The sequence below is a fragment of the Sediminibacterium ginsengisoli genome (assembly GCF_900167075.1).
In the GTDB taxonomy this organism is placed as follows: Bacteria; Bacteroidota; Bacteroidia; order Chitinophagales; family Chitinophagaceae; genus Sediminibacterium; species Sediminibacterium ginsengisoli.
Genome location: NZ_FUWH01000010.1, coordinates 34925 through 59711 on the forward strand (window position 1 = coordinate 34925; position 24787 = coordinate 59711).

The window sequence follows — 24787 nt, forward strand, 5'->3', positions numbered from 1 at the left end:
TTTAGGACACCACAAACTTCCGATCATTCACACGGGATAATTTTAACCCAGGTTAAAATCGAATGGTTTTGAAAAAAGTTTCTGAGAATAAAGATTTCTGTGTCTTTGCCGGCTCATGCGTCACTTACCGACCATTCTTTTGCGGATCCGGCTCAGCGAAGGCCCCTGGATACCCAGGTAAGAGGCAATATGATAAAGTGGTACAGAGTTAAAAATATCCGGGTGTTTTTCCATCATTTCCCGGTAACGGTCTTCGGGCGTTTTAAAAAGAAAACCTTCCGTATTCACCATCACCTCGTGGAAGGCGGTTTCGGCAACGATCCTGCCAAACCTTTCCCACTGGTGCGACTGCCCGTAGAGTTCATTCAGGTGATCAATATGGATATATAATATCAGCGAATCAACCATTGCTTCCGTATAGTAATCGCAGGCAGTCTGGGTTAAAAAACTTTTATAGGATGCGATGAACTGGTGGTCAGTAAAAAACAGCATATTCTTTTCTTCACCCGTTTGGTTATTTACCCGATAGATCCTGAAAACACCATTGATCACAAAACCGAGGTGCTTGCAAACATTTTTGTACTCATTATAAAACTCCCCTTTTTTATACTGTTTTAATTTCCAATATGGCAGGGACAGGTCAAACGACTCTGGCGTCATTCCGGCAGAGCCTAAAATTGTCCGTAATAGTTCTATTTCTGATGCACTTTCTGACATGTAGTAAAAATATCAATTTTAGTAACACGACGATAAAGACGCAGCTGTCTTCCAATAAAGAGGTTGCGTTTCGGCAATGTTCTTTGTAAGAGACATCACGGAGCTATGAATAACAGGAATTCATCGTTTCTGCAAAAAATTACCGTCGTCATACAACCAGGCAATCTGATTCAGCATTTATAACCTGAAGTATTTCCTGTTCAAATATTAATATACCAAAACCAATGCACCTACTAACAATTTCATGTTTTCTTTCAGTTCTATTAAGCACTGTACCGGCAACAGCACAAAACGAATCAGCACTTTGCATCAACGAAAAAATGGTCACCGCACAAGAGTCCGGCTTAGATTCTTTAACAATGCTGCTTACAGACCAACTTAACGACAAAGATTTCTACCTGGTTGGCGAATCGCATACCATGCTTGCAAATAATGACTTTCAATTCGCGTTAATAAAAGCATTGCATAAAAAAGGCGTTTATTATATCGCAAATGAATTACCTCATGCCACTTGTTTTATATTTAACCAATACCTGGAATCCGGTGATGAAAATCTGTTATCTTCCCTGAAGCCTCACGCAACATACGAATTACTCAAAAAAGTAAGAGCATTTAATCTCATGCAACCAGATCACGCACGTATTAAATATTACGGAATCGATTACCTGGATGCCAAGTATGATTATAATAATCTACAACTATCCTTAACGATCATCAGGGGCAGCATACCTTCAGCAGGTACGCTATTAGACAAATTAATAGACGAATACCTGCAAAAGTCATCTTTTACGGCTGCCGACATAAGCGGTTTGAACCAAACAGTATCCGACGCCTTACGCACCGACAGTGCCCTTTACCGCAACCACTTCAAAAAGTATTATGATGACCTGTTGCTGATGTCTGGCAATATCATCAGATATGAAGCGAACAGGGATAAAAAGATATTCAGCAGTTTTCTGCAATTGTACCGGCAGCTTGCTTTAAACAGCAGCGCGAAACCTAAGTTTCTGGCCTTTTATGGCATAGGGCATTTGGATAACCTGGGTAAGTATCTTTTAACAGATGAAAGTTCGCCGGTGAGGAACAATGTGAATATGATCGCTATGCATTATGTAAACTGCATGGCTGGCTGGACAGATGAGAAGGTACATACGACCGGGATTTACACGGTCTCAAAAAAAACATTAAAAGAATTTGAACATTTATGCCAATCCGGAAGCTGGAAGGTAGGGTTACTTACAGACACGGGCTGTTTCAAATACACTGCAGGAAAGCGCCCGCACGATGCTATCATTGTATTCAACAGTTATGGGAACCGGAAAATGACGTCCTGGAAGTTCGATTAATGGTCATGGTAATTATCATGCTATTTCCTGCGCCAGTTTCAATTGGTTCAATGTTGCAGGTTCGAGCGCATCGCCGAGTGTGGCATCTTCGGGTGCGATAGAATCAAGCACAATATTTACCGCATAGACCATTCTTTCATCATTCTTTTTCTTGAGGTAGCTGTCTGCTTTACCCTGGAAAAACATTTTCTGCGCGCTTTGCGACCAGGCAGCGTCATCAGCTTCGCCTTCGTCAACAGAATCCCAGGGCGCTGAAAAATTAAACGAATCGGCCAGCAATTTTTTCAGTTCGGCTTTAAGTTCGTTATTGCCGCCATTCAGCAGGTAAGTGTACGGATCAGTGCGCCAGAATGTGTTTACACCCTGGATATCCCATTCAAACGTACTCATAAAATGACGCGCATAAATATGCCGCCATGTTGCGGCTGGTATTTCAACACGTATATCTACCAATACAGGTAATAGTGAAACAGCTTCGCCTTCTTTCAGTGTTTTTGCAAGCATACTGAACTTCAGGTGTGTTTTGGGTTTCTGTGGCGGTTTCCTGACCCCAACCTGAAGTCCGCCCTGAACATCCAGCCAGTTTGCACTTCGTTTTTTTACTGATTTATCGCCATGCATGTACCATACATTATTGTCGAATTCAGGATCGTCAACATTATTCATACTATTCAGGCCTGCTGTGATCGTATTCAACTCTGCTGCAATAAAAGCATCAGTATCCGCATCGTAATTTCGCTCCCTGCTAACGGCCACGCCACTCGGCAATGCACTGGACGTAATCATCCCCGTAAGACGTTTCATACTTTCCGCTGCGCCTCTGAGCAATAAAGACATGGGCGTTTCAGTCACTACCCCGTTGCCGTTATCTTCCACCTGCGGATCAAACCTGTTCTCTGCACCCTGCATCTGGTTTCCACGACCGGGCACAACGTTGGCGGGCATGTTAACCATTGCGTGCTTTAATAATGCGGAAGACAATCCGGCCAGGTTATCCGTATCATCAGGAAGAACATTTTGCAAGGCAGTCGCAAATGCATCCAACGCAGCTACAGTATCTACCCATACAGAATCACCTGATTTAAGTATTTTAATGATATTGTAAGTATCTGCAAATTTTTTCAATGTATCCTGAGGAATGATATGATCCATCTGCACATCATCTTCTGCAATGCCATTCTGGTTTCCTCTGCGCTCAGCATTATACGCATCAGGAAATACACCTTGTATTACAGGATCAGTAACAGGCGTATGCTTCAGTGAGCTGTTTTCTTTCTGTTGAATCACAGGAACGGCCGGCAATGAAATGCCAGTATTACCTGCAATACTGGTTGCCGAAGCCGTTGTACCTCCTTTTTTCTGAGCAGTGGATTGTATCTGTGCTTCCATCACTTATACTTTGCCGGTCTGAAGATCATTTGCAGCATTAAACGCATGCATACGAGCTCTTTTTAAAAGAATAATTGACAATCACTTGAATTTCAAAATTCAGTTTTGTCAAAATGTTCATAACAAATGAAGCAGTTAAAATCCAGAGGGTGATACAATTTACAAAGGCAGGTTCGTATTTGCAAGTTTCAGATCATGCACAGCCGGATAACAACTGCATGGAACTGCTTACCCTATTACAAGAGCAGGTTTTAAAAATATTTTGCGTAGTCAAATAGCTACATATATATTTGTAGCCAAATAACTTCACTATGAATCTCAGACGCGACGTATTCCAGGCCATTGCCGATCCCACACGAAGGGCCATCCTGACGCTGGTAGCCACCCAGGCCATGACGGCCGGTGCCATTGCTGCCAATTTTGATACCGCAAGACCTACAGTTTCAAAACACCTGCAGATCCTGACGGAATGTGAATTATTGCAACCATCTCAAACAGGCAGGGAAATCCATTATCATTTAAATGCCCGGAAAATGAAAGAGATCGCCGATTTCATCGAGCCATTCCGCAATATGTGGGACGATCGTTTCAACAAACTGGAATCGATCATGAAAAAATACAAAACGAAATAATATGGAAAGGAAAACAAAGATCCGGGCTGAAGAAAACTGCCAGGAACTGATCATCACAAGGGAATTCGACCTTCCTGTTGAGCTGCTTTTCAAAGCCTATGAAGATCCTGAGATCGTTGCCCAATGGATGGGGACAAAAGTAATACAGCTGGAAAACAGGAAACACGGCAGCTGGCGGTTCGAAACTTCGCATAATGGACAGGTTATGTTCAGCGCCAATGGCGTGATCCTTGATTTCGTTCCGGAACAGAAAATTACGCGCACTTTCGAAATGGAAAACAGTCCCTTCCCTGTTCAGCTGGAATTCCTGGAGTTTGAAAAACTCACAGCCGATACCAGCAAACTGACCATGCAGATCATTTTCAAATCCGTCGCCTTCCGTAACCAGTTACTTCAAATGCCGTTTGCGAATGGATTGAATATGGCACACGACCGCTTACAGGCGATCCTCAGCGGACTTCAATAAAACAGCATGAACAAACAGATCTGATAGCAAAAAATCATTTCCCGTTAAATAGTTATCAAATGGCAAATCCTACCCACCCCAAAGTAGACCTGTTCCTCGCCAAAGCTTCCAAATGGAAAGACGAGATGAGCTTACTGCGCGAGATCGTACTTGGCGCAAAAGAGCTGGCCGAGGATTATAAATGGATGCATCCCTGCTACACCCTTGAAGGGAAAAATGTTGTACTGATCCATGGTTTTAAAGAATACTGCGCACTGCTGTTTCACAAAGGCGCCCTGATGAACGATCCGGAAGGGATACTGATTCAGCAGACGGAGAACGTACAATCAGCCCGCCAGCTCAGGTTTACAGATCTCAGCAAAATCAGGAAACAGAAAGCGCTGATCAGATCCTATATCAATGAAGCCATTGCCGTTGAAAAAGCAGGCTTAAAAGTTACATTGAAACAAACAGCCGATTACTCAATCCCCGAAGAATTCCAGGAAAAACTGGCTAAAAACACTGCTTTGCATAAAGCGTTCAAAGCTTTAACTCCCGGACGGCAACGCGCCTATTTATTTTATTTCTCCCAGGCAAAACAATCCAAAACCAGGGTAGCGAGAATTGAAAAATATATTCCGGCTATTCTGGAAGGAAAAGGGCTTGATGACTGACAGGCAGACACATAAAACCGGCACGGAAGTCTGACATTCACGAATTACCGGAAATAATCATATCTTAATATGGACCAAGCTATGAACTGATGAAACATCTACTGATCCGGAGTTCGCTGACAATGTTGTTCGTCCTGGTTCTGTCTTTTGCCAACGCTCAGTCAGATGAGGCAACAACCCTCACCCGTTCTTTAAACCACTTCAATGACAGTCTGCGCTACATTGATGCGCTGAACCGCATTGCTATGCTTTCCTATGAAAAAAGCATTGATACAACTTTTGTTTATACCATACGTGCAAGGGCGGCAGCCGACAGGCTCAGGTATGAAAAGGGGAAAGCCGATGCGCTCAACAATCTGGGTATTGTATACGATATCAAAGGAAATCTTCAGCTGGCGCTCAAATATTATGATGAAGCCAATGATATTTACAGGAAGCTGAAAGATACAGCCAATATTGTGCAGACACTGATGAATATTGCCATGGTCTATAAGGAGATCGGCAAAGATGAACGTGCTGTTCAACGTTTCGAGGCAGCACTGGAAAATGGACGGCATCTGCAAAAGGATTCCATTACAGCCCTCGTGATTTATAATTTCCTGCTTCAATACCCGCAGCGTTTTAACAGGTTGCAGGCCAGAAACGCGATTAAAAAAGCCCGGGATATCGCAAGCCGCTATCAGGATGAGCGGACTATGATCGCCATTGACCAGCTGGTTGCCGACGATCTGCTGGATCATGGGCAGCAGGCTGCCGGTTTCGCATTACTGGATAGTTCGATAGACCGTGCACACAGAAAAGGGCTTTTTTATGTAAGCATGGACATGCTGATCGATATGGGTGACAGGCTCGCAACAACAGCGCCAGCAAAAGCTGAAGCCTATTACCGGCGCGGACTCGATCTTGCCCTCAGTAACGGCTACCTGATCTACAGCAGGATAATGACCAGAAAACTGTTCGAATTATCTGCATCAGGCAAAAACGGACAAAAAGCGGCGCTCTATGGTCAGCAACTGATCGCACTCAACGATGAGCAGGAAAAACTCGACAATGCATCCGGCATTGATTATCTTGATTATGTGGTCAAAGATCAGCAGCTTAAAACATTATCTATCAAATCCGATTACCAGGCTACCCTGCTCCTGCTGATTACTATTTTGTGCCTGATCGCACTCATTGCCATATTACTCATAAGACGTTCATTATTGAAGACCCGGAAGCTGAATGCCCGCATTGTAGAACAAAACCAGCAGATGCGGCAGACACTTGGCGCATTGGAGCAAAGCCAGGCCGACAATACGCGTATGATGCAGATCGTGGCACACGACCTTCGTAACCCTATTAGCGCCATTACTTCCGCAGTTTCCCTGATGCTGGAAAATGAACCTGCGGATGATGAGCGTGAGATGCTTGAGCTCATCCTTACGTCCGGCAATAACTCACTTGCACTCGTCAATGATCTACTGCAAGTCAATACACATACCGCAGATATGGTTATTCAGCATATAGATCTTGACCGGTTGCTGCATTATTGCGTTGACCTGTTAAAAAGCAAAGCTTCCGGTAAAAAGCAGCAGCTGACACTGCAAAGCATGGCGCTCATTGTACCGGCCAACCAGGAAAAACTCTGGCGGGTAATCAGTAACCTGATAGGCAATGCAATCAAGTTCAGTCCTGAAAACAGTACTATTACCATTACCCTGCAAAAACAGAACGAACATGCAGTCATATCGGTGCGTGATCACGGTATAGGTATCCCTCCGGAACTGAGCAGTCAGATTTTCGACATGTTTACAAAAGCGCGGCGGCACGGAACTGCCGGTGAACAACCATTCGGACTCGGACTGGCCATCTCAAAACAGATCATGGAAGCTCATGGAGGGCGCATCTGGTACGAAACCCCTGAAGATGGCGGAACTATATTCTGGCTTGAATTGCCATTACACGGCAAAACACAGTAGACATAACTGCCCTAAACTATTGCTGCTTTGGTTTCTCCGCAGCTTTTTTCTGCTCTTCCAGGAGCGCGGCATCGGCGGCTTCTTTTTTGTCGTCATCGTCTGCATCTTCATCGGTTTCTTTCAATTGATCCGATGCCCGTCCGCGCCTGATCTTCACTACCGGTTTCTCCTGCGTGCCCGTTACACTCAGCGGAATACCAAAAATGCCGAACGGCGGTAACCCGAGTCTTGCTTGGAGATTAAGCCTGCCATCGAAGCTTGCCTGGCCTTCAAATCTCGGCCGGAAACCTGCCACACGGAGCTTGAACCGTTCGATGGTAATGATATTGCGGGCAATTTTTGTTTTGATATCAACCTTTGAAAGATCAGGGTTATTGATCTTGTCCCTGCCGGTAGTATTACTGATGGCCGAGAACAATTTCAGTCCATACACTTTGATCTTCTTCAGCGACAGCACCCCGCCTCCTTTCAGCGATGAAAAGATCGGGTACATATTATCATTCAGCATCCCGCTTAACCGGTAATCGAGCGCAACGGTTCCTGAAGCCTTACCGGCCGCAGTGGCCATCTCCCGGAACAACCTGATCTCTTTGTATGCTTTCTGTATGTCGAATTCATCAGCGGTGATATGATAATCGAATGCCGCCCGTTTTTCATTGATACTTGCATAAGATGCCGTCATGTTAACCGGCACATCTATCAGCCTGAATGCAGCTTTACTGATGGTCAGTTTTCCGTTCTTTACCGTTGTTACCGATTCGCAGTTATCAAGGCGGAGACCGTTATAACTGATCCTGCCTGCATTTACATTGAACTGCATGTCCAGGTTCGCCGGAATCATCACCACTCCTGAGGCTGGCGGCGGCGTTTTCTGTACCTGTGCCACAGAATCTGCTGATGCAAAGGCCATCAGTTCATCCACGTAGAGATCCGGTGTATACATATTCCATCTGCCCTGCAATACCGCGCCATCCTGCAATGCATAATTGATGATATTATTCACATAGCCATTCAATGTTACATTGGTATTGCCATAACGCATGAGGAGCTTATCAGCCACCAGCTTGTCGTCTTTGATATGGAAAGCACCCGACCGTACCAGGAATGGCTTGGGGAATGAATTAGACCGCAACCTGATCTCATGCAATACAAGCGTTCCTTTGTTATGGAGTTTGTTATACCTTTTTGCTATTGCATCGGCCTGCGTGCCCTGAAGACTGAGATCCGTTTCTATTTTTCCTTTCAGGTCATACCCTTCTACCGCAAAAAGCCTGTAGAGCTTGCCCAGATCAAGTACGCCCTTTGACCGGATATTGTAAGACAGGTTATCAAAATTCTCCAGTTTACTGGCAAGTGTAAAGTCCTGCCCGTCGAACTTCAATGTTACGGGTTTGATATTCACGCGCAGGTCGCTTGTTGTTCCTTTTGTATTGAACACATCGGCACTCACATGCAGATCAGTTAGCGGTACCGGGTAATAGCCTGTTTTTATATAACCGTCTTTCAACTCCATCGATACATTGGATACCGGGAACTGCCTGGCCTTCTTATCGTAAGTACCGTTGAAATTTCCTTTCACTGCAAACAGGCCTTTAATCAGCATCGTACTGTCGAGCGACAAAGTCTCGTACCACTTACCGAGATCAAGATGCGCATTGATATTTCCATTGATAAACGGTTTCGACATCCCTTTCTCTTCTATCGCAGCGCTGATCTCATCCGCTCCCATTTTCGCATGCAGGGTATCGATCTTCACAGTCATTTGTTCCATATTCAGCTGTGGCATGGCAAAGTGAAAATTAACCTGGATATCCTCAACCGGTTCAGCCATGTTTTTCGCAGCAACTGAACCGTTTTTTACATTCATGGAGAAAGCGAGATCCGGAGCCATATTTTTCGATGCTACATAATCGCCTTTCAGTTCAGCGGCCATTGTCACTTCTCCTTTTACGGTGGTTCTGTCGAGCCAGGTTACCGCGGCTGGCGGCAAAGCGGTGAAAAGATTTTTAAATTCCGTTGACGGCGATGTGAGGGAGAAGTTCATCCGGTAACCGTCTTTCAGGAAATCAAAGCTGCCCTTGAACTGAACCGGCAGCTGGTTGATCCGGAGGTTATTCTCCTGGAAGATCAGCGCCAGTGAGCTGGTATTGATCTGTGTAACGAGTTTGGCATCGAGGTTTTTGTTTTCCAGAAAACTTTGTCCGCCATAACTCAGACTGAAGCCTTCCATTTTAATCCTGGATGCGAGATCGAAAATAGCTTTACTCAGATCGCCCTTGCCGAGATAGTCGAGCCTGCTGGCATTGATCCTGATGGGAATGGATCTGTCGTCGTATACCAGTTCGCATTCATCGATCTGGATGCGTTCCAGCTTCAGTGCTGCGGATGAGGTATCTGCGTTTTTTTCTTTGGCAGCGGCCTGTTTCGGCGCATAAATATTGTAATTGGGTCGTCCCTGTTCGTCAACCAGTATATGGAGTTTACTTTGGGTCAGGTATATTTCGCCGATGCGTAATGTTTTACCGAAAATGCTTGCAAGGTTAACACCCAGTGCAATTTCTTTTCCTGCCACCAGTGTATCCTGCCTGAATGGTGCAGAGCCTTTGAGGCTAACATCGTATAAGGTAAGGGTGAGTGAAGGAAAATGATTAAAGAAGGATAAGCGTGCTTTGGAAAAATTCAGTTCTGCCTCGATGGACTGGTTGGCCCACTGCTTGATCTTGTCTGAAACGTAGGAAGGAAAAAGATAAGGAAGCAGGAACATCAGCGCCAATATGGACAAAAGGCTGATACCGGTATACTTTAATGTCTTGGCTACGATCTTCCGAATGCGTTTTCCTGTTCCCATAAGCAGTTTGTAGTGCAGGTTGCCGGATGTCCGGACAACGATGCAAAATTAAGCCACAACCTGCAAAAAACACCAGGATTACCGGCGATCACGGACATTAATGCGATCAGTAAGCTTTATCAGGTTACTTCTCGGCGAGCAACTCATTCACCGTATCGTTGAATTCATGGATGAATTTCCCGTATTCGGCACCTGTTGCGGGGCCGCTGAAACCGGTATGGATCTTTCTCACCTGCCCTTTCCTGTCGATAAAAAGAGTGGTGGGAAAAGAAAGGAAATTATCCAATGCGGGCAATGATGCTGTTACTGCTTTCTTATCGGCAACACCGCCCAGCAAAAGCGGATATTTCAGGTTATATCTCCGGGAAAAACGATCGAACACTTTCTTTACATTCCCGCGGCTTGTATCGCGTTCATACTGCAGGGCAACTACTTCAACACCCCGCGACCTGTTTTTTTCGTACCAGGGAGCAAGAAATGCGGCTTCATCCATACAGTTAGGGCACCAGGTACCGCCAATGGTAACCACCAGTACCTTACCTGCGAAGCGCTGATCGGCCGTACTCACAAGATCACCTTTTGCATCAGGAAAACTGAACTGCAGTGACGAGGTTTCTTTCTTCAGCCGTGTAAGCGTATAAGCATCCGGCAAAGAAGCCTTATCGTTTAAAGCAGCAACGAAAGGCTGACCTCCGCGTGCGGTTACGATCTCCCCTTTGATACTGCCGTCCTCCTGAACAGTTGCCTTGTAATAAACCGGCCCGGAACCAATAAAAGAAGAGAGCGCAATATCCCGGCCTTCAATCATACCGTCGAGATAACGGGAATCACCGGTTACACGCAGGAAAGTAGCCTGCAGACGATTCCCCTCCTGCCTGAAAATACCCACTGCTTTTTCTTCTTTCCCGCCAGCCTGCTGAAAGACCACATCATATCGCCCGGAAATATCCTTTACAGGTAAAGTACCTGTTTCAATAAAACGGAAGTTACCGCCTTTGGCAGCTTCAAATAAGGTACCACTTCCCCGTTTATCCACCCGGCGCAAAACACCGGTTAAACGATTACCGTCAACTGCAAACGCGAGTTCATTATCGAATAATGAAAGTGGAATAAATGCAGAATCGCCGCTGATATTCAGGTTGCCTGTGGCAAACTTCTCATCACCATTAACAAGGTAAACTTCGAGCGCTTTACCGGAAGGCCTGATCTCAAAATTAAAAGGCACTTCCACACCCGGACGCAAATGAAAAACACCCCTCCATTTACCGGGCAGCACAGTACTTAGTGTTGACGGATCATACACACCGGCTTTGCTGCCAGAGGCAAACAGCGCCATAACGGAAATGAACAGGAGAAAAGGTTGTCGCACAAATTTCATAACAAATCGGTTATAAGTTGACGCCGCGGATGGACTCGAACCATCGTATAAGGTTTTGCAGACCTCGACCTCGCCACTCGGCCACACGGCTATAAGTTTTGCTTCTCTGGTATTACCCGGGAATCAATAGTCTATCATTTTAGTAGACAAATATAGTAAAGGATTGTCTTCTTTGCGTTTTTAATACCTATTTTTTATCGGATCAGCAGTATTGGTTTACGGAAAATCAGTACAGGAAGCCCGCCAGCAAAGGCATGGCACAACTTTTTTGCCCATAAAACATTACTAACCTTTAAATTTTATGTTATGGCTAAGTATTCAAAAGGCGCGCAGGACAAGGTTGAAAAAGTCATGCACGAGCGCAAACACGGAACCCTGAAAAGCGGCAGTACCGGCAAAAAAGTAACAAGCCGTAAACAGGCCATCGCTATCGGTCTTTCAGAAGCAAGAGCTGAAGGAAAAAAAGTTCCGAAAGCGCCGGCTAAAAAGACAGCTGCAAAAAAATCGGCTCCGAAGAAAGCTGCAGCAAAAAAAACAGCTTCTAAAAAGACAGCCGCAAAAAAAGGAAGCAGGCGCTCTTCCTGACAGCCGGTCTTAACGAATGATTATTTTTCATAGCCGGGTGTCTGCAGACATTCCGGCTTTTTAATATTCCGTGTGGAAGCAAATCCACAGCAAACTACTGCCGCTGATTAAACGATTATCTATGGAAACGATCCTTTTTCTTTTCGGTGAAGGTAAAGATCTGAATACTTTACAAATGGGTTGCAGGGCTGCTGTCAGTTTTTTTGTGGCGTTGCTGCTGATACGTATGGCCGGTCAGCGGACTTTTGGTAAAGGGTCTGCTTTTGATAATGTCGTGATTATTATGCTCGGAGCTATTCTTAGCCGTGCAGTGGTAGGTGTATCTCCCGTCTTACCTGTGGTAACAGCCTGTTTGATCATCACCCTGATACATCGTTTGCTTGCATGGTTAAGCATGTACAGTGAATGGATAGGCGCGATAGTGAAGGGTAAAGCATATTGTCTGTATAAAAACGGCCGCCGGCAGAAAGGGAATATGAAAAAACAACTGATCAGTCCGAAAGATATGTTGGAAAGTGTCAGGCTTCAAACCGGTAAGGATTCGCTTGATGAAGTGGACGCTATTCATCTGGAACGCAATGGGCAAATCAGTGTGATCACGAAGAAAACGCAATAGGTTGCTTGCTGTAGCAGCTTTTCAGCAACAGCGGTGGCATTAACTGCTCAACCAGTCCATTTTATTCAGGAATAGTTTTTTTACCCAGGTGAAAAATCTATTATCATGAAAACACAACAAAACAAAAGGCAGGATGATACCACTGCCTCAACAGGAAAAAGCAGAACTTCATCAGGAAATGATTCAGGACGCGGCAACAGCGGACAGGGGCAGTCTGGCCATTCTGATACGCAACGCGGCAACAAATCCTCTTCCGGCAACAATTCACAGCAGCATTCCACAGGCAGCCGCGGGGGAAAATAGCTTTTGTGTCCTTATTTATAACGGGGATCAATTACTGATCCCCGTTGTTGTTTCTGCCCCGGACAGGTTTATTACTCTGCGGGAACTACCGGATTCTCAATAGCTGTTGGTTAAACCGCAATTATCCGCCAAGTTTGCTGTATCAAATGAACAGGCAAACAATACATAAAAGGCTTTCCCGGGTAGTGCTGTTATTACTTTCCGTATTGCCGGCCGCAAAGCTTGCAGCGCAGCAGGACAGTTTCGGCCATGTGTTCATGTTCGATGTGATGACCACGTTGAAGGATGCAATGGTACGTGAGCCTGTTTATATTACGGTAAGCGACACAGCTGTTTACCGGATCTTCGACCGTTTCAGGGAGGATGGCAGCGGCAATCTTGCTGCCACCAGGCCCAAATCCGAAATGATCCTGGGCGTAAAGCTCAACCCTGCCCTCACCCATTATTATGCCGCCTGGGTACAATCGGTATCCAAAGTATACCCGAGTTTTGTTATCTCCGACAGTTCCTGCGCCACCCTTATCGCATTAGGCATCAACAAACGTAATTATCATGATTATATCTACCGTGTGGTGGAAAACGACAGTCTTGAACTGATTCCATGGCAACCGGTTTCCGATATGGAACAGCAGTACGGTGCAAAAGAACCGTATGGCAATCTCGGCACTTACAGCCGGCCCGGCAAAAGACTTATGGTTGAAGTGATGCGAAAGAATGATTACAATTCCCGCGACGGAATCATCTTCGACTGGCGCAGCAATTTCATGCCCGTGCTGAAACAGATCACCGTACAATCGGTGCACAGTTATTTCAATCTTGCTTACCCGCAGCTGAACCGCGGTTATGCAACCAGATTCGACCGGCAGACCGGGATCCCGCTTGATTTCAGGTTTCCGGGAGATAGCATCCGGAGTTTATTGCTGCAATTCAACAAGCCCGAAACAGTTGTTTACACTGCATATCTCGCCAGCCAGACAAACGGGCAACGGGACACCAGCCGTATCGGTTTTATAGACCAGTATGGCGCCATCAATATCAGCAACAGTTATTTCGGCAAGGCTGGTCATTATGAAGTACTGGTTATACGGCAGCAGAAATATCCCGACTGGAACAATAGTGATGTATTTAAGCTGGCTTTCGAAGTTCTTGCCCCGGCTTCCGGTGCTTTCATATCATTGAAACGGTTACTGCTTTATGCCGGTCTGCTGATTCTGCTTGCATCGGCAGGGGTTGTCATATGGAGAAGGTACACGCTCCTGCAGATCAGGAAAGCAGACCAGCAGCGTTCGGTGGTACAGCTCCGGCTGAAGAGCATACGTGCGCAGCTCAACCCCCATTTTATGTTTAATGCACTCGCATCCATACAAAACCTGGTGAACAAACAGGATCTGCGTAATGCGAATCATTTCCTTACCACGTTTGCCAGGCTCACAAGACGGGTGCTGAATACAAGTGAACAGGAAACGATCAGCCTGGCAGAGGAGGTTCAGATCATTTCGGATTACCTTGAAATGGAACAGCTACGTTTCGGTTTCCGATATCATATCTCCGTGGGTCATTCAATTGACCAGGAAAGTATCCTGATCCCATCGATGCTGCTGCAGCCATTTATCGAGAATGCTGTTAAACATGGCATTGCAGGTCTGCAGGAAAACGGGATTATTACTGTACATATCAGTCAGTCGGCACAGGACCTTGTCCTTACCGTACAGGATAACGGCAAGGGTTTTCAGCCCGGCTGCAGGTCGGCAGGTTCTTTCGGATTGAAACTGAGCGAAGAGCGGATCCATCTGCTCAACAGTATCTGCAAAGACAAACCTGTGCTGCTGGATATTTTCTCCGAACAGGGAAAAACACTTATTACAATCATGCTTAAAAACCGGTTCTGATATGGATATCAGTTATGTGATCATCGATGATGAAAAGAACAATATCGAAAACCTGGAAAACCTGCTTAAAAACTGGTGTCCGGGTATGCAGCTGAAAGGATATGCGCAGAATGTAGCCGATGGTGTAAAACTGATCGGAACTGTGAACCCTGACCTCGTATTCCTTGATATACAGATGCCTGAAAAAACAGGTTTTGATCTGCTGAAAGCACTGGAACCGGTTTGTTTTGAAGTGATTTTTGTAACTGCATTTGACCAGTACGGCATCCAGGCCATAAAATTCTCAGCCTTGGATTACCTGCTGAAACCTATCGATGTTAATGAACTGCAACTTGCCGTTGAAAAAGCAAGAGAGAAACTACGCAGTAAACAGGCAAACGGGAATATCTCAAACCTGCTGGAATACCTGAGGACAACCGGGAAAGAACCACCCAGGATTGCATTGCCTACCGCCCAGGAAACGCGTTACGCTCCGCTGAACCAGATCCTGCGCTGTGAAGCTTCCGATAATTATACCTGGTTCTTTCTCACTACCGGCGAATCTGTTCTTGTCTGTAAAACACTGAAAGAATTTACAGAGTTATTGTCACCCTATAATTTTATCAGAACGCACCAGTCTCACCTTGTCAATACCAGGTACATCAAGAGTCTGCTGAAAGAAGATGGCGGGATATTGCTGCTTGATAACGGCAGCCGTGTTCCTATATCAAGACCTAATCTCGACAACGTAAAGAAAGCGCTGGCCATGCTTTAACCAATCACTGCATTTTTTATCCCTTAAAAAAATGAACATGAAAAACATGTATGTCCTTTTATTGTCTGTACTGATCCTGCAGACCGGCATTGCACAAAAAAACAATGCTACGGTAACGGTTGCCGTAACGCTGATCAACGCAACGGCAGCAACGCCGAAGGCAATCCGTATGAATTTCCTGAACCCGTTCCAGCCCAATTCGCAAAGTGCAGTTTTCGATAGGCAGAACCAGCTTTGTCTCAGGGAAGCCATGCTCTTTACACAGAACATGACTGTACAGTATAACGGTACATTTATAAACCTTTATGTAAAGCCCGGCGATTCAATACACCTTACAATAGACGCATCTTTACTTGACAAACGGGATTTTGAATGGGTCAGCTTCCAGGGTGAACATGCAGCATTGAGCAAACAGCTGAACGACTGGTATCACTTTGCAAGCAAGCTGCCTTACAAAAAGTACGACTACGCGCTTTCACCGCAACATATGCTCACAGCTGTTGAAATGGATTACGACAGGTATATGCAGGAATTGAAAAAGTACACCGCACTACATCCGCTCGATCCTGTTATTGAACGCTGGGCCGAGGGTGATATCCGTTACCTGTTATCGAACTGGATCTCTGATTATGCAGGCATAAAAAACGTGAGTACTGAAGAACGTAAGGAAAGACAGCAATTGTTTGCCGCACCATTTTTCAAAATGTATGATACTGCAGGTTTCAGCTCTATGATGTTCCCTTATCATCTTTCCGCTTACGCTTACCAGCTTGTCAGGAATGATTCAGGCATTCTTAAACTGGCAAATGCAGGAAGAGCAAGAGAGGCGCTGGAAGCCGGCATCAGCCTGATACAAAAGGAGCCCGCCGGTATCAACAGGGATTATATGTTATTCAGTTACCTCACCAGCCAGCTACGCAGCAATGCGGCAGCACTCGACTCCCTTGGCAATACAGATCACTATTTCACCAACCCCGTAGCGGCAGCTTACATGCGTTCATTTGTGAAGCAGGTCAATTACCCGGTTTTTCCATCGGCTCCTATTACCGGGGTAAGCAGGTCAGGAAAGAATGCTTTGCCTGAAGCACTCCCCGAAGGCGATATTTTTGCCTACCTGACCAAGAAATATCCCGGCAAAGTTTTGTATCTCGATGTCTATGCTACATGGTGCGTACCCTGCCTGAACGAAATGACCTACATGCCGGGGATACAGGAAAGCTTCCGGAACAAAAATGTTGTTTTTGTAAACCTGTGCCTGCAATCGGAAAAAAGCAAGTGGCTGGCATTGCTTCAAAAAGAAAAAATCAAGGGCGAACAATTATTTCTCGACGAAGATGCAACCAAATTATTCATGAGCCTATACGGCGTAAAAGGATTTCCCACCTATATGCTGGTTGATAAAAAAGGAAAAATAAGGACGAATACCGCGCCGCGACCATCTGAAGAAAAAGCACTTACAGCAGCGATAGGGAAACTATTGGCGGAGCGATAAAATTGCCCCCGAAAACAACCAACAGGATCATGCAAACTATTTATTAACAAAAATCATCAGCATCGTACCAGCGCCGGGAGCACTTTTTATCACCAGCCTGCCATTGATCGACTCGGTTCTTTCTGTCATGCTGGTGATACCCGGATGATGCGTTAGTTTATCCGGATCAAAACCGATCCCGTCATCCTGAATAGACAACATTATATAATGCTGGTGATCTTCGAGTTTTACTGTTACTGTTTTCGCCTGTGCGTGATACATGATATTGAGCAGTGCTTCCTGGCAGATCCGGAAAAAATCGATGCGGATCTCTTCTGAGAGCAATGATTCTTCGCAATTATTTTCAAATACACATGGAATGCTGTTCAAAAGACTGAATTCATCACACTGCCATTTTAAGGCCGCGGCCAGCCCCAGATCACTGAGTCTGCCGGGACTGATGGAAAATGAAATGCGTCTTATAGTATTGATCAGCAGATCGGCAACTCCTGTTGCATGTGTGATCCTGTTGCCGACAACCGCAGGCTGATCGGGCAGGTGATTGTGCAGCCAGATCATATCCATTTTAATAACAGCTGCAAGCTGCGCCAGTTCTTCGTGCAGTTCGGCAGCGAGATATTTCCGGTCTTCTTCGATACTGCTTTTAAAATGAGTAGCCATGCTTTTGAAGCGCCTGTATTTCTCTTCGATCAGTTCATCGGCTTTTTTACGCTCCGTTATATCTTTTGCAATGGCAAAAACAACTTCCTTGGATGGAATAAATATGGAAGTCCAGGATAACCATACCACTTCACCTGTTTTAGTGAAATACCTGTTCTCAAAATTTACCAGGTTCTTGCCTTTCAGCAATGCGGTTCTGCGGATCCTTGTGGCTTCAAGATCTTCGGGGTGGATAAACGAGTCGATCGGTCTGTTCAGCAGTTCATCTTCCGTATAACCCAGCACTGCGGTTACGGCAGGGTTGATCTTTTTGAGATACCCGTCTTTTCCTGCAATGCATACAAGATCAAGGGTAAGTTCAAAAAAAGAAAAGAAATCAATCTCGGGCTCAGCGGTATGCAACATAATGACGAAATTATGGAACATTCCGTAATAACTGCTTAGAACACAACTCGTTTATGCGTCCCGGGAAAAATCCCCATGTCACCTTTTGATATATTTTAAAAAAATCTATTATCTTTTGCAATACCAAAGCAACTGTAAGCAACCATGTTTACGCGAGCGATAAAAATCGCAGAAAAAGAAGAGGCAACTCTTCTGTAGAAAGCAATAGTCCCAGCAAATCAAGGAGCAGGAGTCCGTCTGGCGATAAGCGAAAAAAAGAAAAGACGAAAACCCGGAAATATTAACCTTGCTTTCCCTGTAGCGTTTTATAAATTAAAGCGGATAAATCCGCTTTAATTTATCAGCAACTTATACTGCTTCCGTATAATGTTTAAAACTGTCCAGTATCGCCTGCCAGCCTGCTTTCTGCATTTCTTCAGGGTTGGTGCTTTCTGCTTCGAAGGTTTCTACGATATCGGTAGTATCTCCATTGGCCGAAAAAGAAACCGTTGCCATGCGTCCGTCTCCCATTGTGTAAGCAATCAGACGGTGTTCCTGTACGTCGGTATATACTCCGCCGAAATCGAAACTGAAACTGCCGTCCTTTGCCGCCATGGTTGTAGTGAAATTTCCACCGGTACGGAGGTCATTGCTGGCCGCCGGTGCGTGCCAGTCTGGTGATGCCTGGCACCATTTGGTGATATGTTCCGGCTCATTCCAGCAACGCCATACTTTTTCTACCGGAGCATTTACTGTAGTGGTTACTGTGATCTGTGTTCTGCCTGAGTTTTCCATATGATTTGCATTATTATTGTCATACAAAAATAGCAGCCCTCCTGCAATTACCTGCGGGGTAATTGCGACATTCACAGGTATGATTCCGCTCAATAACTGTTATGCTCTAAATCTATTTATGCAGCTTATTGCCAGGTAAAAAGCCAGTGATTATACCTATCAGTGGCAGATAAGCGCAAATCCTGAATACGAATTCAATACTGGTATGATCTGCCAGTGCCCCCAATACAGCCGATCCGATACCTGCCATACCGAAAGAAAACCCGAAGAACAGCCCGGCAACCAACCCCAGTTTACCTGGCATCAGGTCTGTTGCAAATACCAGTATCGCTGAAAAGGCCGATGCAATGATGAGACCTGTTATCACAGCAAATACGATGGTCCAGCCAAGTGGCAGATAAGGTAACGATATTGTGAACGGGGATGCGCCGAGGATAGAGATCCAGATGATCTTTTTTCTTCCGTACCTGTCTCCCAGCCCGCCACCCAGTATCGTTCCTACGGCCACGGCTGCGAGGAACAGGAACAGGTATAACTGGGAATCTTTTACGGACACATGGAATTTATCGATCAGGAAAAACGTGAAATAATTGGTCATGGATGCCAGGTATACATATTTGGAAAAAACCAGCACCAGCAGGATCACGATTGAAAAAATAATCTTTTTACGCGGCAGCGTTATGCCAACAGTTTCCCTGGTTTGCGGAGCCGCCTTCCTTTCAAGAGCCCTTGCTCCATACCAGGTGCCGATGCGGTAAAGAATGATGATCCCGATAAAAGCGGCAAATGCAAAAACACTTACATATTGCTGTCCCAGCGGTAATACGATCAGTGCAACCAGTAACGGCCCTACAGCACTGCCTGCATTTCCGCCAACCTGGAAGATAGATTGCGCCAGCCCCTTTCTTCCGCCGGAAGCGAGCTGTGCCACGCGTGAAGCTTCAGGGTGAAAAATGGAAGAGCCCATCCCAACCAGGCTGACTGCAACCAGGATCATCGAATAATAATGCGCAAATGCCAGCAGGAGTAATCCCGTAAGAGAAAGCGTCATCCCGATGGCCAGTGACCGCGGAGTCGTTTTTTTATCTGTATAAATTCCCACAAAGGGCTGCAGGATGGAAGCCGTGAGTTGGGATGCAAGCGTAATCACCCCGATCTGTGCAAAGGAAAGATTAAACTCCGTCTTTAATACCGGGTACAGGGAAGGAATGGCAGACTGGATCAGGTCGTTCAGAAAATGCGTAAAGCTGATCGCGAACAATACCTTGTATACGATCTGTTTTTCAGGCACACCGCCTGTTTTTCCTGCAGTATTATTATTCATCGTCCCGGTCTTTTACAATAACATCATATCATCTGATGATTGCAAACATAGCCAAATTATCGCAATAGCTCCCCTGCTTTGTAAACAATCCCAATTTCGGGCAATGCAGGAAAGATATTACACTGCAGGTGCTGAAAGAACTCCATACCCTTGACTAAGACCTCCCGCTCATACCGTTACCTGTACAATAAGGCTTGCAGGCATGATTTTTAGTACCTACTTTTAATACAAATCTTATCGATGCACGCCAAGGTAAAAAAAGCCATACCTGCCAGGATACTGAGTATTTTTATAGCTGTTTCCTCCTGTTTAACAGCATGTGCGCAACAGCCGCCACCGGTTACCCAGACGGACACCATTAAAGAGCATGTTGAAAAACTAACGGATACCGCACATCAGTTGCTGGCCGGCGGTGATCGTGGCAAAGCACTGCAATATCATAAACAGGCATTGCAGCATTCCAAAAAAGCACGCCTGCCCGAACATGAAGCAAGATCTCTGGTACATATAGCAAGGATCCTGAAAACGGAAGACGCTGGTAAAAGCCTTGAACACCTCAACGCTGCGATGAACATTGCCAAAGAGATCAACCACAAACAGCTGCAGTCCGACATATACCTTGCCATGGCAGAAGTATATCGTCAGCAGGAAAATTATACAGAAGCCTTACATGCGCTGGAAGAGCATCACCGGCTGCTCGACAGCCTCTTCACACTCAATAAAAAACATGAGATCGCCCGGATACAGGCTGAAGACAAACGACAAATGGAACGCTGGCTACTGCTGGCAGGGTTAAGTACCGTAGCCATCGTGGCAATTGTACTTGCCGTTTATTTCCGCAAGATCAAAAAGCTGAACACGGCACTGCAGCAATCGAATCTTGTAAAAGACAAACTGTTTTCCATTCTCGCACACGATCTCCGGGGGCCTGCAGCTAATATTGCACAAAGCCTGGAGCTGATAGAAGCAGGTGTATTACCTGCCGGTGAACAGCAACAACTGCTCGAACAACTCGGGAAACAAAGCACCGCTTTCGCCAACACACTGCAAGCGCTGCTGGATTGGGCCAACAGCCAGCTCCGCGGTATTACGAACACTCCCGTTCTCTTTGATGCACGTGAAGTGGTTGAGAATAATATACAGGTATTGAGCGGACAGCTGACAGAAAAACAATTATATGTGGAAGACAAACTGCCAGCTACTGTTCCGCTTTTTGCAGACCGCCATCACTTCGACATCATTATACGCAACCTGCTTTCCAATGCCGTAAAATTCAGTCACCCGGGCGGAACCATCCATGTAGACATGACGGAGGAAAATGATGTTTATGTTTTCGCTGTGCGCGATGAAGGCATCGGCATTTCACCGGAACGGCAGAAACAGCTGAACACGGCCGGCATTGATGTTTCTTTCGGCACCAAAGGCGAAAAAGGTACGGGGCTTGGATTAATGCTCTCAAAAGAATTTGCCAAAGCGCTTGGCGGCAACATCTGGCTTACCAGTGAAGAAGGCAGGGGAACTACTTTTTATTTTTCCGTCCGCAGGAAAAAGCAGTAACCATCATTCAACAAAGTGCCAGCATACGCCGGCGGGATCGATCAGGTTTACCTCTTTACCATAAGGCTGACTTTGTATACCTCCGATGCGTATACCATATTTTTCAGGCAATTCCCTGGCAAGCACTTCATCTCTGAAAGCAGCCACATCGTTTACGGCAATGGTGAGCATCAGATTCTCTGCGAACTGCGGCTGATCATATTTTTGAAGTATAAACCTGCAGCTGTCTTTTTCAAGTCCTGCATAACTTCCGTCTGACCAGTTTACAGTAAACCCTAATTCTGTAAAAAATGCTTTTGCCTTTTCAAAATCGCTGCCCGATGGAATAAAGGGCTGAAGCGCTAAAAATTGGATGTTATTCATTTCACTTGTTTTATTTGTTAGCAGTACCGGTTTTCATTTTTTTTACGATCCATGGCAAGGTAAGCCCCTGTCCTATTAACGTAAAAAGCACAACCGCTACCGAGATAAATATAATTGTATTCCGTTGCGGGAAAGGAGTTCCGTCTTCCAGCGTTGCCGGCAAACCGATCGCAATCGCAAGTGAAACGATACCACGCATGCCCGACCAGCTGATGATAAGGCTGTTCTGAAAATCGAGCAGCGATTCCTCCGGTACTTTTCTTTTACGCTGCTGCTGAAAAGCCCGCTGCAGATTTGCCCTCTGAAGAAATACCCGCGCCATTCTTACTACCAGTGCTGCAACAGTAATGAGAAATGCATAGCCGATATAGGGTAATACCAGGTCTTTATCGATGCTCTTCAGTACATAGGGAAATTCGAGGCCGATGAGCACAAATATGAGTCCGTTCAAAAGGAAAAGAATGGTATCCCAGATGGTTTTTGACTGGTGTTTGAGATGCTCGGGGAAAACCGATCTACTGAAGCGGGAAATACCCAGCCCCAGTACAACTACAGCAATTACACCCGATACATGCAGGTGTTCGGCCAGCAGGTACGTAACAAAAGGCATGATGAGCATAAAACTGATGGTAACCATCGTATTGCCATGTACACGTTTCAGGATAAATGCAAGGATCTTTGCCATCACCATACCCACCAGGTAGCCACCGCCGAGCAGCAGGAGAAAAATGAGCGAAGCCTTCCACACAATAAAAGCCGTACCTGTAACTGCCGCAACGGCAAAACGGTAAGCCACCAGTGCTGAAGCATCGTTTACCAGGCTTTCGCCTTCGAGAATGGTAGTTGTTTTGTGTGACAGCCCCAGCCCTTTTGTGATCCCGATCGCAGCAACAGCATCTGTGGCAGAGAGAATAGCTCCCAATACAAAAGAAAGCGGCCAGCTCATGCCATCAATGAGGAAATGACTGATCACTGCAATAGCCACCGTAGTAAGAAATACAAGCCCGATAGCGAGTGTGCCGATGGTATTGATGTTTGTTTTAAAATCCCTGAAGGAAATATTAAATGCAGCATCATACAATAATGGCGGCAGGAAGATCAGGAACACTACTTCCGGATTCAGTTCAATCACCGGCATGGAAGGCATAAAACCAACAGCGATGCCGGCCACAATAAGCAGAACGGGATAAGGCAGCCTGATGCGGTCGGCCAGCGCCGATAAAGCGATCATTACAAACAGGATAAAAATAACAACGCTGTAATTCTCCATAGATGCTAATGATTAAATCCGGTACGCCTTTCATTCTCGTAACTTTATACGTACCAGGCAGACTACGAAACTTGTAATAAAAATAAAACGTATTTATGACAGGCCGTTAAAAAAGACGGCTACAGGATCTTTGCAGAGGCTGTGGCGCAGTGCGCTGCAATACGGTTGATCGCATGCACTTGCCGTTGCCATTTATTTTAGTTATTTTCATCATATCATCATCTTCAGGCATGTATGCGACCTTCTTATCAGCGAAGCGGAAGAACAGGTACCGGGATCTCAGCCACAGAAACAGGCAAAGGTAATTCCAGGCCGGCCGTGCCTGTATTGCAACCACATGCAGCCGTGCGTGAAAAACCTGCTGTGGCAGGGCAACAGCAACTTACCCGCCCAACAGTGCAATTGCAGGCAGAGCCGGTTGTTCAGCGAGAAGACATCAGCCAGGGCGAATATGACCAGGTGAAACAGGTCGCATTACAGATCATGGAACAGTATCCGCCGGATAAGTATCATTACCTGGGACTTGGCAAAAGTCCTACACCCGTTATTGCATTCCTGCAGAGTTATGGCACGGTAACGCGGAATCCGATGGTCAGCGCAACAAATATGCCACTCAGTAAATTCGATCATCGTTCGTCAAGTATGAGCAGGGCTGAAAAAGGCGTGGTCAACGGCGCGGAATTGAATGCAGATCAGAAAGAAAGGCTTTCAGATCATTTCGACCGTTTCGTTATGAGCAATGAGGAGATCGTTGAAGGGAAATCCATTCTCCTGATCGACTTTGTACAATCGGGCAGGTCACTGGTTGCTACCCAGCGTCATTTACAGGAATATCTGAAAAAACGTTATCACGGAAGTGGTTTTACAGGATTAACATTCGGCATATTATCCGCGTTGAAATGTTTTCCGAGTCCGCCCAAGGTAGAAGCGCTTCCGCTGGCTATCCAGGAACAGCAGGTTGGCGGAACAAAAAGAACCATGGATTCACTGGGGCTTTCCGGTAAAGCGATCATGCTGCCGGGTGAATTTGAAGAAGAAAACAGCCTTTCTGCAAGAATGGGCGCAGAAAAATACAAATCACGGGCAGAGTACCCGGACGATTTCAAAATATCAGCACCGGAAAGGCCCGTTACGGATAATATCCGGCGCGATCCACGCGGCGAATATCAAAAGATGCTCAGCGAGTTTAATACTTTTATGCGCCAGGACGGCGATCTTGTAAGATTTATAGAGGGTAAAGATGCAGTGGAAGAATTGTCTGACCAGGTTGACGAAACACATGTTCTGCTTGACATCCACGAAGATTGATTGGTAATGCAGCTCACAGATCCGTTGCCGCCTGTAACCCGGATTGCTCCGTCTTGTCGATGCATAATCTTACATTCGCAGTAACGAATCTCCCGAT

General features: G+C 45.7%; 22 protein-coding genes and 1 tRNA gene. 13 read left to right on the forward strand and 10 right to left on the reverse strand.

The genetic code is table 11. The features are described 5' to 3' along the window. Nucleotides 1-120: 120 nt before the first annotated feature. Nucleotides 121-717, reverse strand: a complete 597-nt coding sequence (locus tag B5D42_RS14730; protein WP_078832291.1) for a Crp/Fnr family transcriptional regulator — start codon at nucleotides 715-717, stop codon at nucleotides 121-123. Nucleotides 718-1076: 359 nt separating this feature from the next. On the opposite strand from B5D42_RS14730, the gene B5D42_RS14735 reads away from it, so the two are divergent. Next, nucleotides 1077-2063, forward strand: coding sequence for a hypothetical protein (locus B5D42_RS14735; protein ID WP_078832292.1), 987 nt, complete (start codon nucleotides 1077-1079; stop codon nucleotides 2061-2063). Nucleotides 2064-2078: 15 nt separating this feature from the next. Here B5D42_RS14735 and B5D42_RS14740 read toward each other — a convergent pair whose 3' ends face one another. Further along, the gene (locus tag B5D42_RS14740) at nucleotides 2079-3452 is read right to left on the reverse strand and encodes a hypothetical protein (RefSeq protein WP_078832293.1); all 1374 of its coding nucleotides are present in this window, start codon (nucleotides 3450-3452) and stop codon (nucleotides 2079-2081) included. Nucleotides 3453-3763: 311 nt separating this feature from the next. Here B5D42_RS14740 and B5D42_RS14745 point away from each other — a divergent pair, with 311 nt between their 5' ends. The 4 genes from B5D42_RS14745 to B5D42_RS14760 all read left to right on the forward strand — a co-directional run bounded on the left by B5D42_RS14745 (nucleotide 3764) and on the right by B5D42_RS14760 (nucleotide 7164). After that, nucleotides 3764-4084 (forward strand): ArsR/SmtB family transcription factor, encoded by a 321-nt coding sequence (locus B5D42_RS14745; protein WP_078832294.1) that lies wholly within the window; start codon nucleotides 3764-3766, stop codon nucleotides 4082-4084. Between the two features lies 1 nt (nucleotide 4085). After that, nucleotides 4086-4550: an SRPBCC domain-containing protein gene (locus B5D42_RS14750; RefSeq protein WP_078832295.1), complete on the forward strand. Its 465-nt coding sequence runs from the start codon at nucleotides 4086-4088 to the stop codon at nucleotides 4548-4550. Between the two features lie 59 nt (nucleotides 4551-4609). After that, the gene (locus tag B5D42_RS14755) at nucleotides 4610-5203 is read left to right on the forward strand and encodes a YdeI/OmpD-associated family protein (RefSeq protein WP_078832296.1); all 594 of its coding nucleotides are present in this window, start codon (nucleotides 4610-4612) and stop codon (nucleotides 5201-5203) included. Between the two features lie 89 nt (nucleotides 5204-5292). Beyond that, a complete protein-coding gene (locus B5D42_RS14760; protein WP_078832297.1) occupies nucleotides 5293-7164 on the forward strand; it encodes an ATP-binding protein in 1872 nt (623 codons plus the stop codon). A gap of 16 nt (nucleotides 7165-7180) precedes the next feature. Here B5D42_RS14760 and B5D42_RS14765 read toward each other — a convergent pair whose 3' ends face one another. From B5D42_RS14765 to B5D42_RS14775, 3 genes are all read right to left on the reverse strand, one after another. Next, the gene (locus tag B5D42_RS14765) at nucleotides 7181-10012 is read right to left on the reverse strand and encodes an AsmA family protein (RefSeq protein WP_078832298.1); all 2832 of its coding nucleotides are present in this window, start codon (nucleotides 10010-10012) and stop codon (nucleotides 7181-7183) included. A 124-nt stretch (nucleotides 10013-10136) separates the two neighbouring features. Continuing rightward, nucleotides 10137-11390 (reverse strand): TlpA disulfide reductase family protein, encoded by a 1254-nt coding sequence (locus B5D42_RS14770; RefSeq protein ID WP_078832299.1) that lies wholly within the window; start codon nucleotides 11388-11390, stop codon nucleotides 10137-10139. A 20-nt stretch (nucleotides 11391-11410) separates the two neighbouring features. Further along, a tRNA-Cys gene (locus B5D42_RS14775) sits at nucleotides 11411-11481 on the reverse strand. 215 nt (nucleotides 11482-11696) lie between these two features. Here B5D42_RS14775 and B5D42_RS14780 point away from each other — a divergent pair. The 6 genes from B5D42_RS14780 (at nucleotide 11697) to B5D42_RS14805 (ending at nucleotide 17029) form a co-directional block, all read left to right on the forward strand. Further along, a complete protein-coding gene (locus B5D42_RS14780; RefSeq protein ID WP_078832300.1) occupies nucleotides 11697-11975 on the forward strand; it encodes a DUF6496 domain-containing protein in 279 nt (92 codons plus the stop codon). Nucleotides 11976-12096: 121 nt separating this feature from the next. Next, a complete protein-coding gene (locus tag B5D42_RS14785) occupies nucleotides 12097-12591 on the forward strand; it encodes a DUF421 domain-containing protein (protein ID WP_078832301.1) in 495 nt (164 codons plus the stop codon). Nucleotides 12592-12696: 105 nt separating this feature from the next. Further along, on the forward strand, nucleotides 12697-12894 hold the full coding sequence (locus B5D42_RS14790) for a hypothetical protein (protein ID WP_078832302.1): 198 nt from the start codon (nucleotides 12697-12699) through the stop codon (nucleotides 12892-12894). Between the two features lie 146 nt (nucleotides 12895-13040). Further along, entirely contained in the window at nucleotides 13041-14783 is a 1743-nt protein-coding gene (locus tag B5D42_RS14795; protein ID WP_078832303.1) for a sensor histidine kinase, read from the forward strand. Between the two features lies 1 nt (nucleotide 14784). After that, complete coding sequence (locus B5D42_RS14800; RefSeq protein ID WP_078832304.1) at nucleotides 14785-15537, forward strand: LytR/AlgR family response regulator transcription factor; 753 nt, start codon at nucleotides 14785-14787, stop codon at nucleotides 15535-15537. Between the two features lie 37 nt (nucleotides 15538-15574). Next, entirely contained in the window at nucleotides 15575-17029 is a 1455-nt protein-coding gene (locus B5D42_RS14805) for a TlpA family protein disulfide reductase (protein WP_176113028.1), read from the forward strand. A gap of 36 nt (nucleotides 17030-17065) precedes the next feature. Here the strand turns inward: B5D42_RS14805 and B5D42_RS14810 are convergent, their stop codons facing one another. From B5D42_RS14810 to B5D42_RS14820, 3 genes are all read right to left on the reverse strand, one after another. Continuing rightward, nucleotides 17066-18094, reverse strand: a complete 1029-nt coding sequence (locus tag B5D42_RS14810) for a sensor histidine kinase (protein WP_176113029.1) — start codon at nucleotides 18092-18094, stop codon at nucleotides 17066-17068. A 348-nt stretch (nucleotides 18095-18442) separates the two neighbouring features. Beyond that, nucleotides 18443-18868 carry an SRPBCC family protein gene (locus B5D42_RS14815; RefSeq protein ID WP_078832384.1) on the reverse strand — a complete coding sequence of 142 codons (426 nt, stop codon included), beginning with the start codon at nucleotides 18866-18868 and terminating at the stop codon, nucleotides 18443-18445. Between the two features lie 112 nt (nucleotides 18869-18980). Then, nucleotides 18981-20192 carry an MFS transporter gene (locus B5D42_RS14820; RefSeq protein WP_078832307.1) on the reverse strand — a complete coding sequence of 404 codons (1212 nt, stop codon included), beginning with the start codon at nucleotides 20190-20192 and terminating at the stop codon, nucleotides 18981-18983. Nucleotides 20193-20432: 240 nt separating this feature from the next. On the opposite strand from B5D42_RS14820, the gene B5D42_RS14825 reads away from it, so the two are divergent. Next, nucleotides 20433-21749, forward strand: coding sequence for an ATP-binding protein (locus tag B5D42_RS14825; protein ID WP_078832308.1), 1317 nt, complete (start codon nucleotides 20433-20435; stop codon nucleotides 21747-21749). Nucleotides 21750-21752: 3 nt separating this feature from the next. Here the strand turns inward: B5D42_RS14825 and B5D42_RS14830 are convergent, their stop codons facing one another. Together B5D42_RS14830 and B5D42_RS14835 are read right to left on the reverse strand one after the other, a co-directional pair. Further along, nucleotides 21753-22112, reverse strand: coding sequence for a VOC family protein (locus B5D42_RS14830; protein WP_245825706.1), 360 nt, complete (start codon nucleotides 22110-22112; stop codon nucleotides 21753-21755). Between the two features lie 10 nt (nucleotides 22113-22122). After that, complete coding sequence (locus B5D42_RS14835) at nucleotides 22123-23382, reverse strand: Na+/H+ antiporter (protein ID WP_078832309.1); 1260 nt, start codon at nucleotides 23380-23382, stop codon at nucleotides 22123-22125. Nucleotides 23383-23616: 234 nt separating this feature from the next. Between B5D42_RS14835 and B5D42_RS14840 the strand changes: the two genes are divergently transcribed. Then, nucleotides 23617-24690, forward strand: coding sequence for a hypothetical protein (locus tag B5D42_RS14840; RefSeq protein WP_078832310.1), 1074 nt, complete (start codon nucleotides 23617-23619; stop codon nucleotides 24688-24690). The last annotated feature ends 97 nt before the right edge of the window (nucleotides 24691-24787 follow it).

What these genes read in the sequence shown, in the direction of transcription:
- B5D42_RS14730 (WP_078832291.1), bottom strand. Translation starts at nt 717, where the DNA reads ATGTCAGAAAGTGCATCAGAAATAGAACTATTACGGACAATTTTAGGC.
- B5D42_RS14735 (WP_078832292.1), top strand. Translation starts at nt 1,077, where the DNA reads ATGCTGCTTACAGACCAACTTAACGACAAAGATTTCTACCTGGTTGGC.
- B5D42_RS14740 (WP_078832293.1), bottom strand. Translation starts at nt 3,452, where the DNA reads ATGGAAGCACAGATACAATCCACTGCTCAGAAAAAAGGAGGTACAACG.
- B5D42_RS14745 (WP_078832294.1), top strand. Translation starts at nt 3,764, where the DNA reads ATGAATCTCAGACGCGACGTATTCCAGGCCATTGCCGATCCCACACGA.
- B5D42_RS14750 (WP_078832295.1), top strand. Translation starts at nt 4,086, where the DNA reads ATGGAAAGGAAAACAAAGATCCGGGCTGAAGAAAACTGCCAGGAACTG.
- B5D42_RS14755 (WP_078832296.1), top strand. Translation starts at nt 4,610, where the DNA reads ATGGCAAATCCTACCCACCCCAAAGTAGACCTGTTCCTCGCCAAAGCT.
- B5D42_RS14760 (WP_078832297.1), top strand. Translation starts at nt 5,293, where the DNA reads ATGAAACATCTACTGATCCGGAGTTCGCTGACAATGTTGTTCGTCCTG.
- B5D42_RS14765 (WP_078832298.1), bottom strand. Translation starts at nt 10,012, where the DNA reads ATGGGAACAGGAAAACGCATTCGGAAGATCGTAGCCAAGACATTAAAG.
- B5D42_RS14770 (WP_078832299.1), bottom strand. Translation starts at nt 11,390, where the DNA reads ATGAAATTTGTGCGACAACCTTTTCTCCTGTTCATTTCCGTTATGGCG.
- B5D42_RS14780 (WP_078832300.1), top strand. Translation starts at nt 11,697, where the DNA reads ATGGCTAAGTATTCAAAAGGCGCGCAGGACAAGGTTGAAAAAGTCATG.
- B5D42_RS14785 (WP_078832301.1), top strand. Translation starts at nt 12,097, where the DNA reads ATGGAAACGATCCTTTTTCTTTTCGGTGAAGGTAAAGATCTGAATACT.
- B5D42_RS14790 (WP_078832302.1), top strand. Translation starts at nt 12,697, where the DNA reads ATGAAAACACAACAAAACAAAAGGCAGGATGATACCACTGCCTCAACA.
- B5D42_RS14795 (WP_078832303.1), top strand. Translation starts at nt 13,041, where the DNA reads ATGAACAGGCAAACAATACATAAAAGGCTTTCCCGGGTAGTGCTGTTA.
- B5D42_RS14800 (WP_078832304.1), top strand. Translation starts at nt 14,785, where the DNA reads ATGGATATCAGTTATGTGATCATCGATGATGAAAAGAACAATATCGAA.
- B5D42_RS14805 (WP_176113028.1), top strand. Translation starts at nt 15,575, where the DNA reads ATGAAAAACATGTATGTCCTTTTATTGTCTGTACTGATCCTGCAGACC.
- B5D42_RS14810 (WP_176113029.1), bottom strand. Translation starts at nt 18,094, where the DNA reads ATGTTGCATACCGCTGAGCCCGAGATTGATTTCTTTTCTTTTTTTGAA.
- B5D42_RS14815 (WP_078832384.1), bottom strand. Translation starts at nt 18,868, where the DNA reads ATGGAAAACTCAGGCAGAACACAGATCACAGTAACCACTACAGTAAAT.
- B5D42_RS14820 (WP_078832307.1), bottom strand. Translation starts at nt 20,192, where the DNA reads ATGAATAATAATACTGCAGGAAAAACAGGCGGTGTGCCTGAAAAACAG.
- B5D42_RS14825 (WP_078832308.1), top strand. Translation starts at nt 20,433, where the DNA reads ATGCACGCCAAGGTAAAAAAAGCCATACCTGCCAGGATACTGAGTATT.
- B5D42_RS14830 (WP_245825706.1), bottom strand. Translation starts at nt 22,112, where the DNA reads ATGAATAACATCCAATTTTTAGCGCTTCAGCCCTTTATTCCATCGGGC.
- B5D42_RS14835 (WP_078832309.1), bottom strand. Translation starts at nt 23,382, where the DNA reads ATGGAGAATTACAGCGTTGTTATTTTTATCCTGTTTGTAATGATCGCT.
- B5D42_RS14840 (WP_078832310.1), top strand. Translation starts at nt 23,617, where the DNA reads ATGCGACCTTCTTATCAGCGAAGCGGAAGAACAGGTACCGGGATCTCA.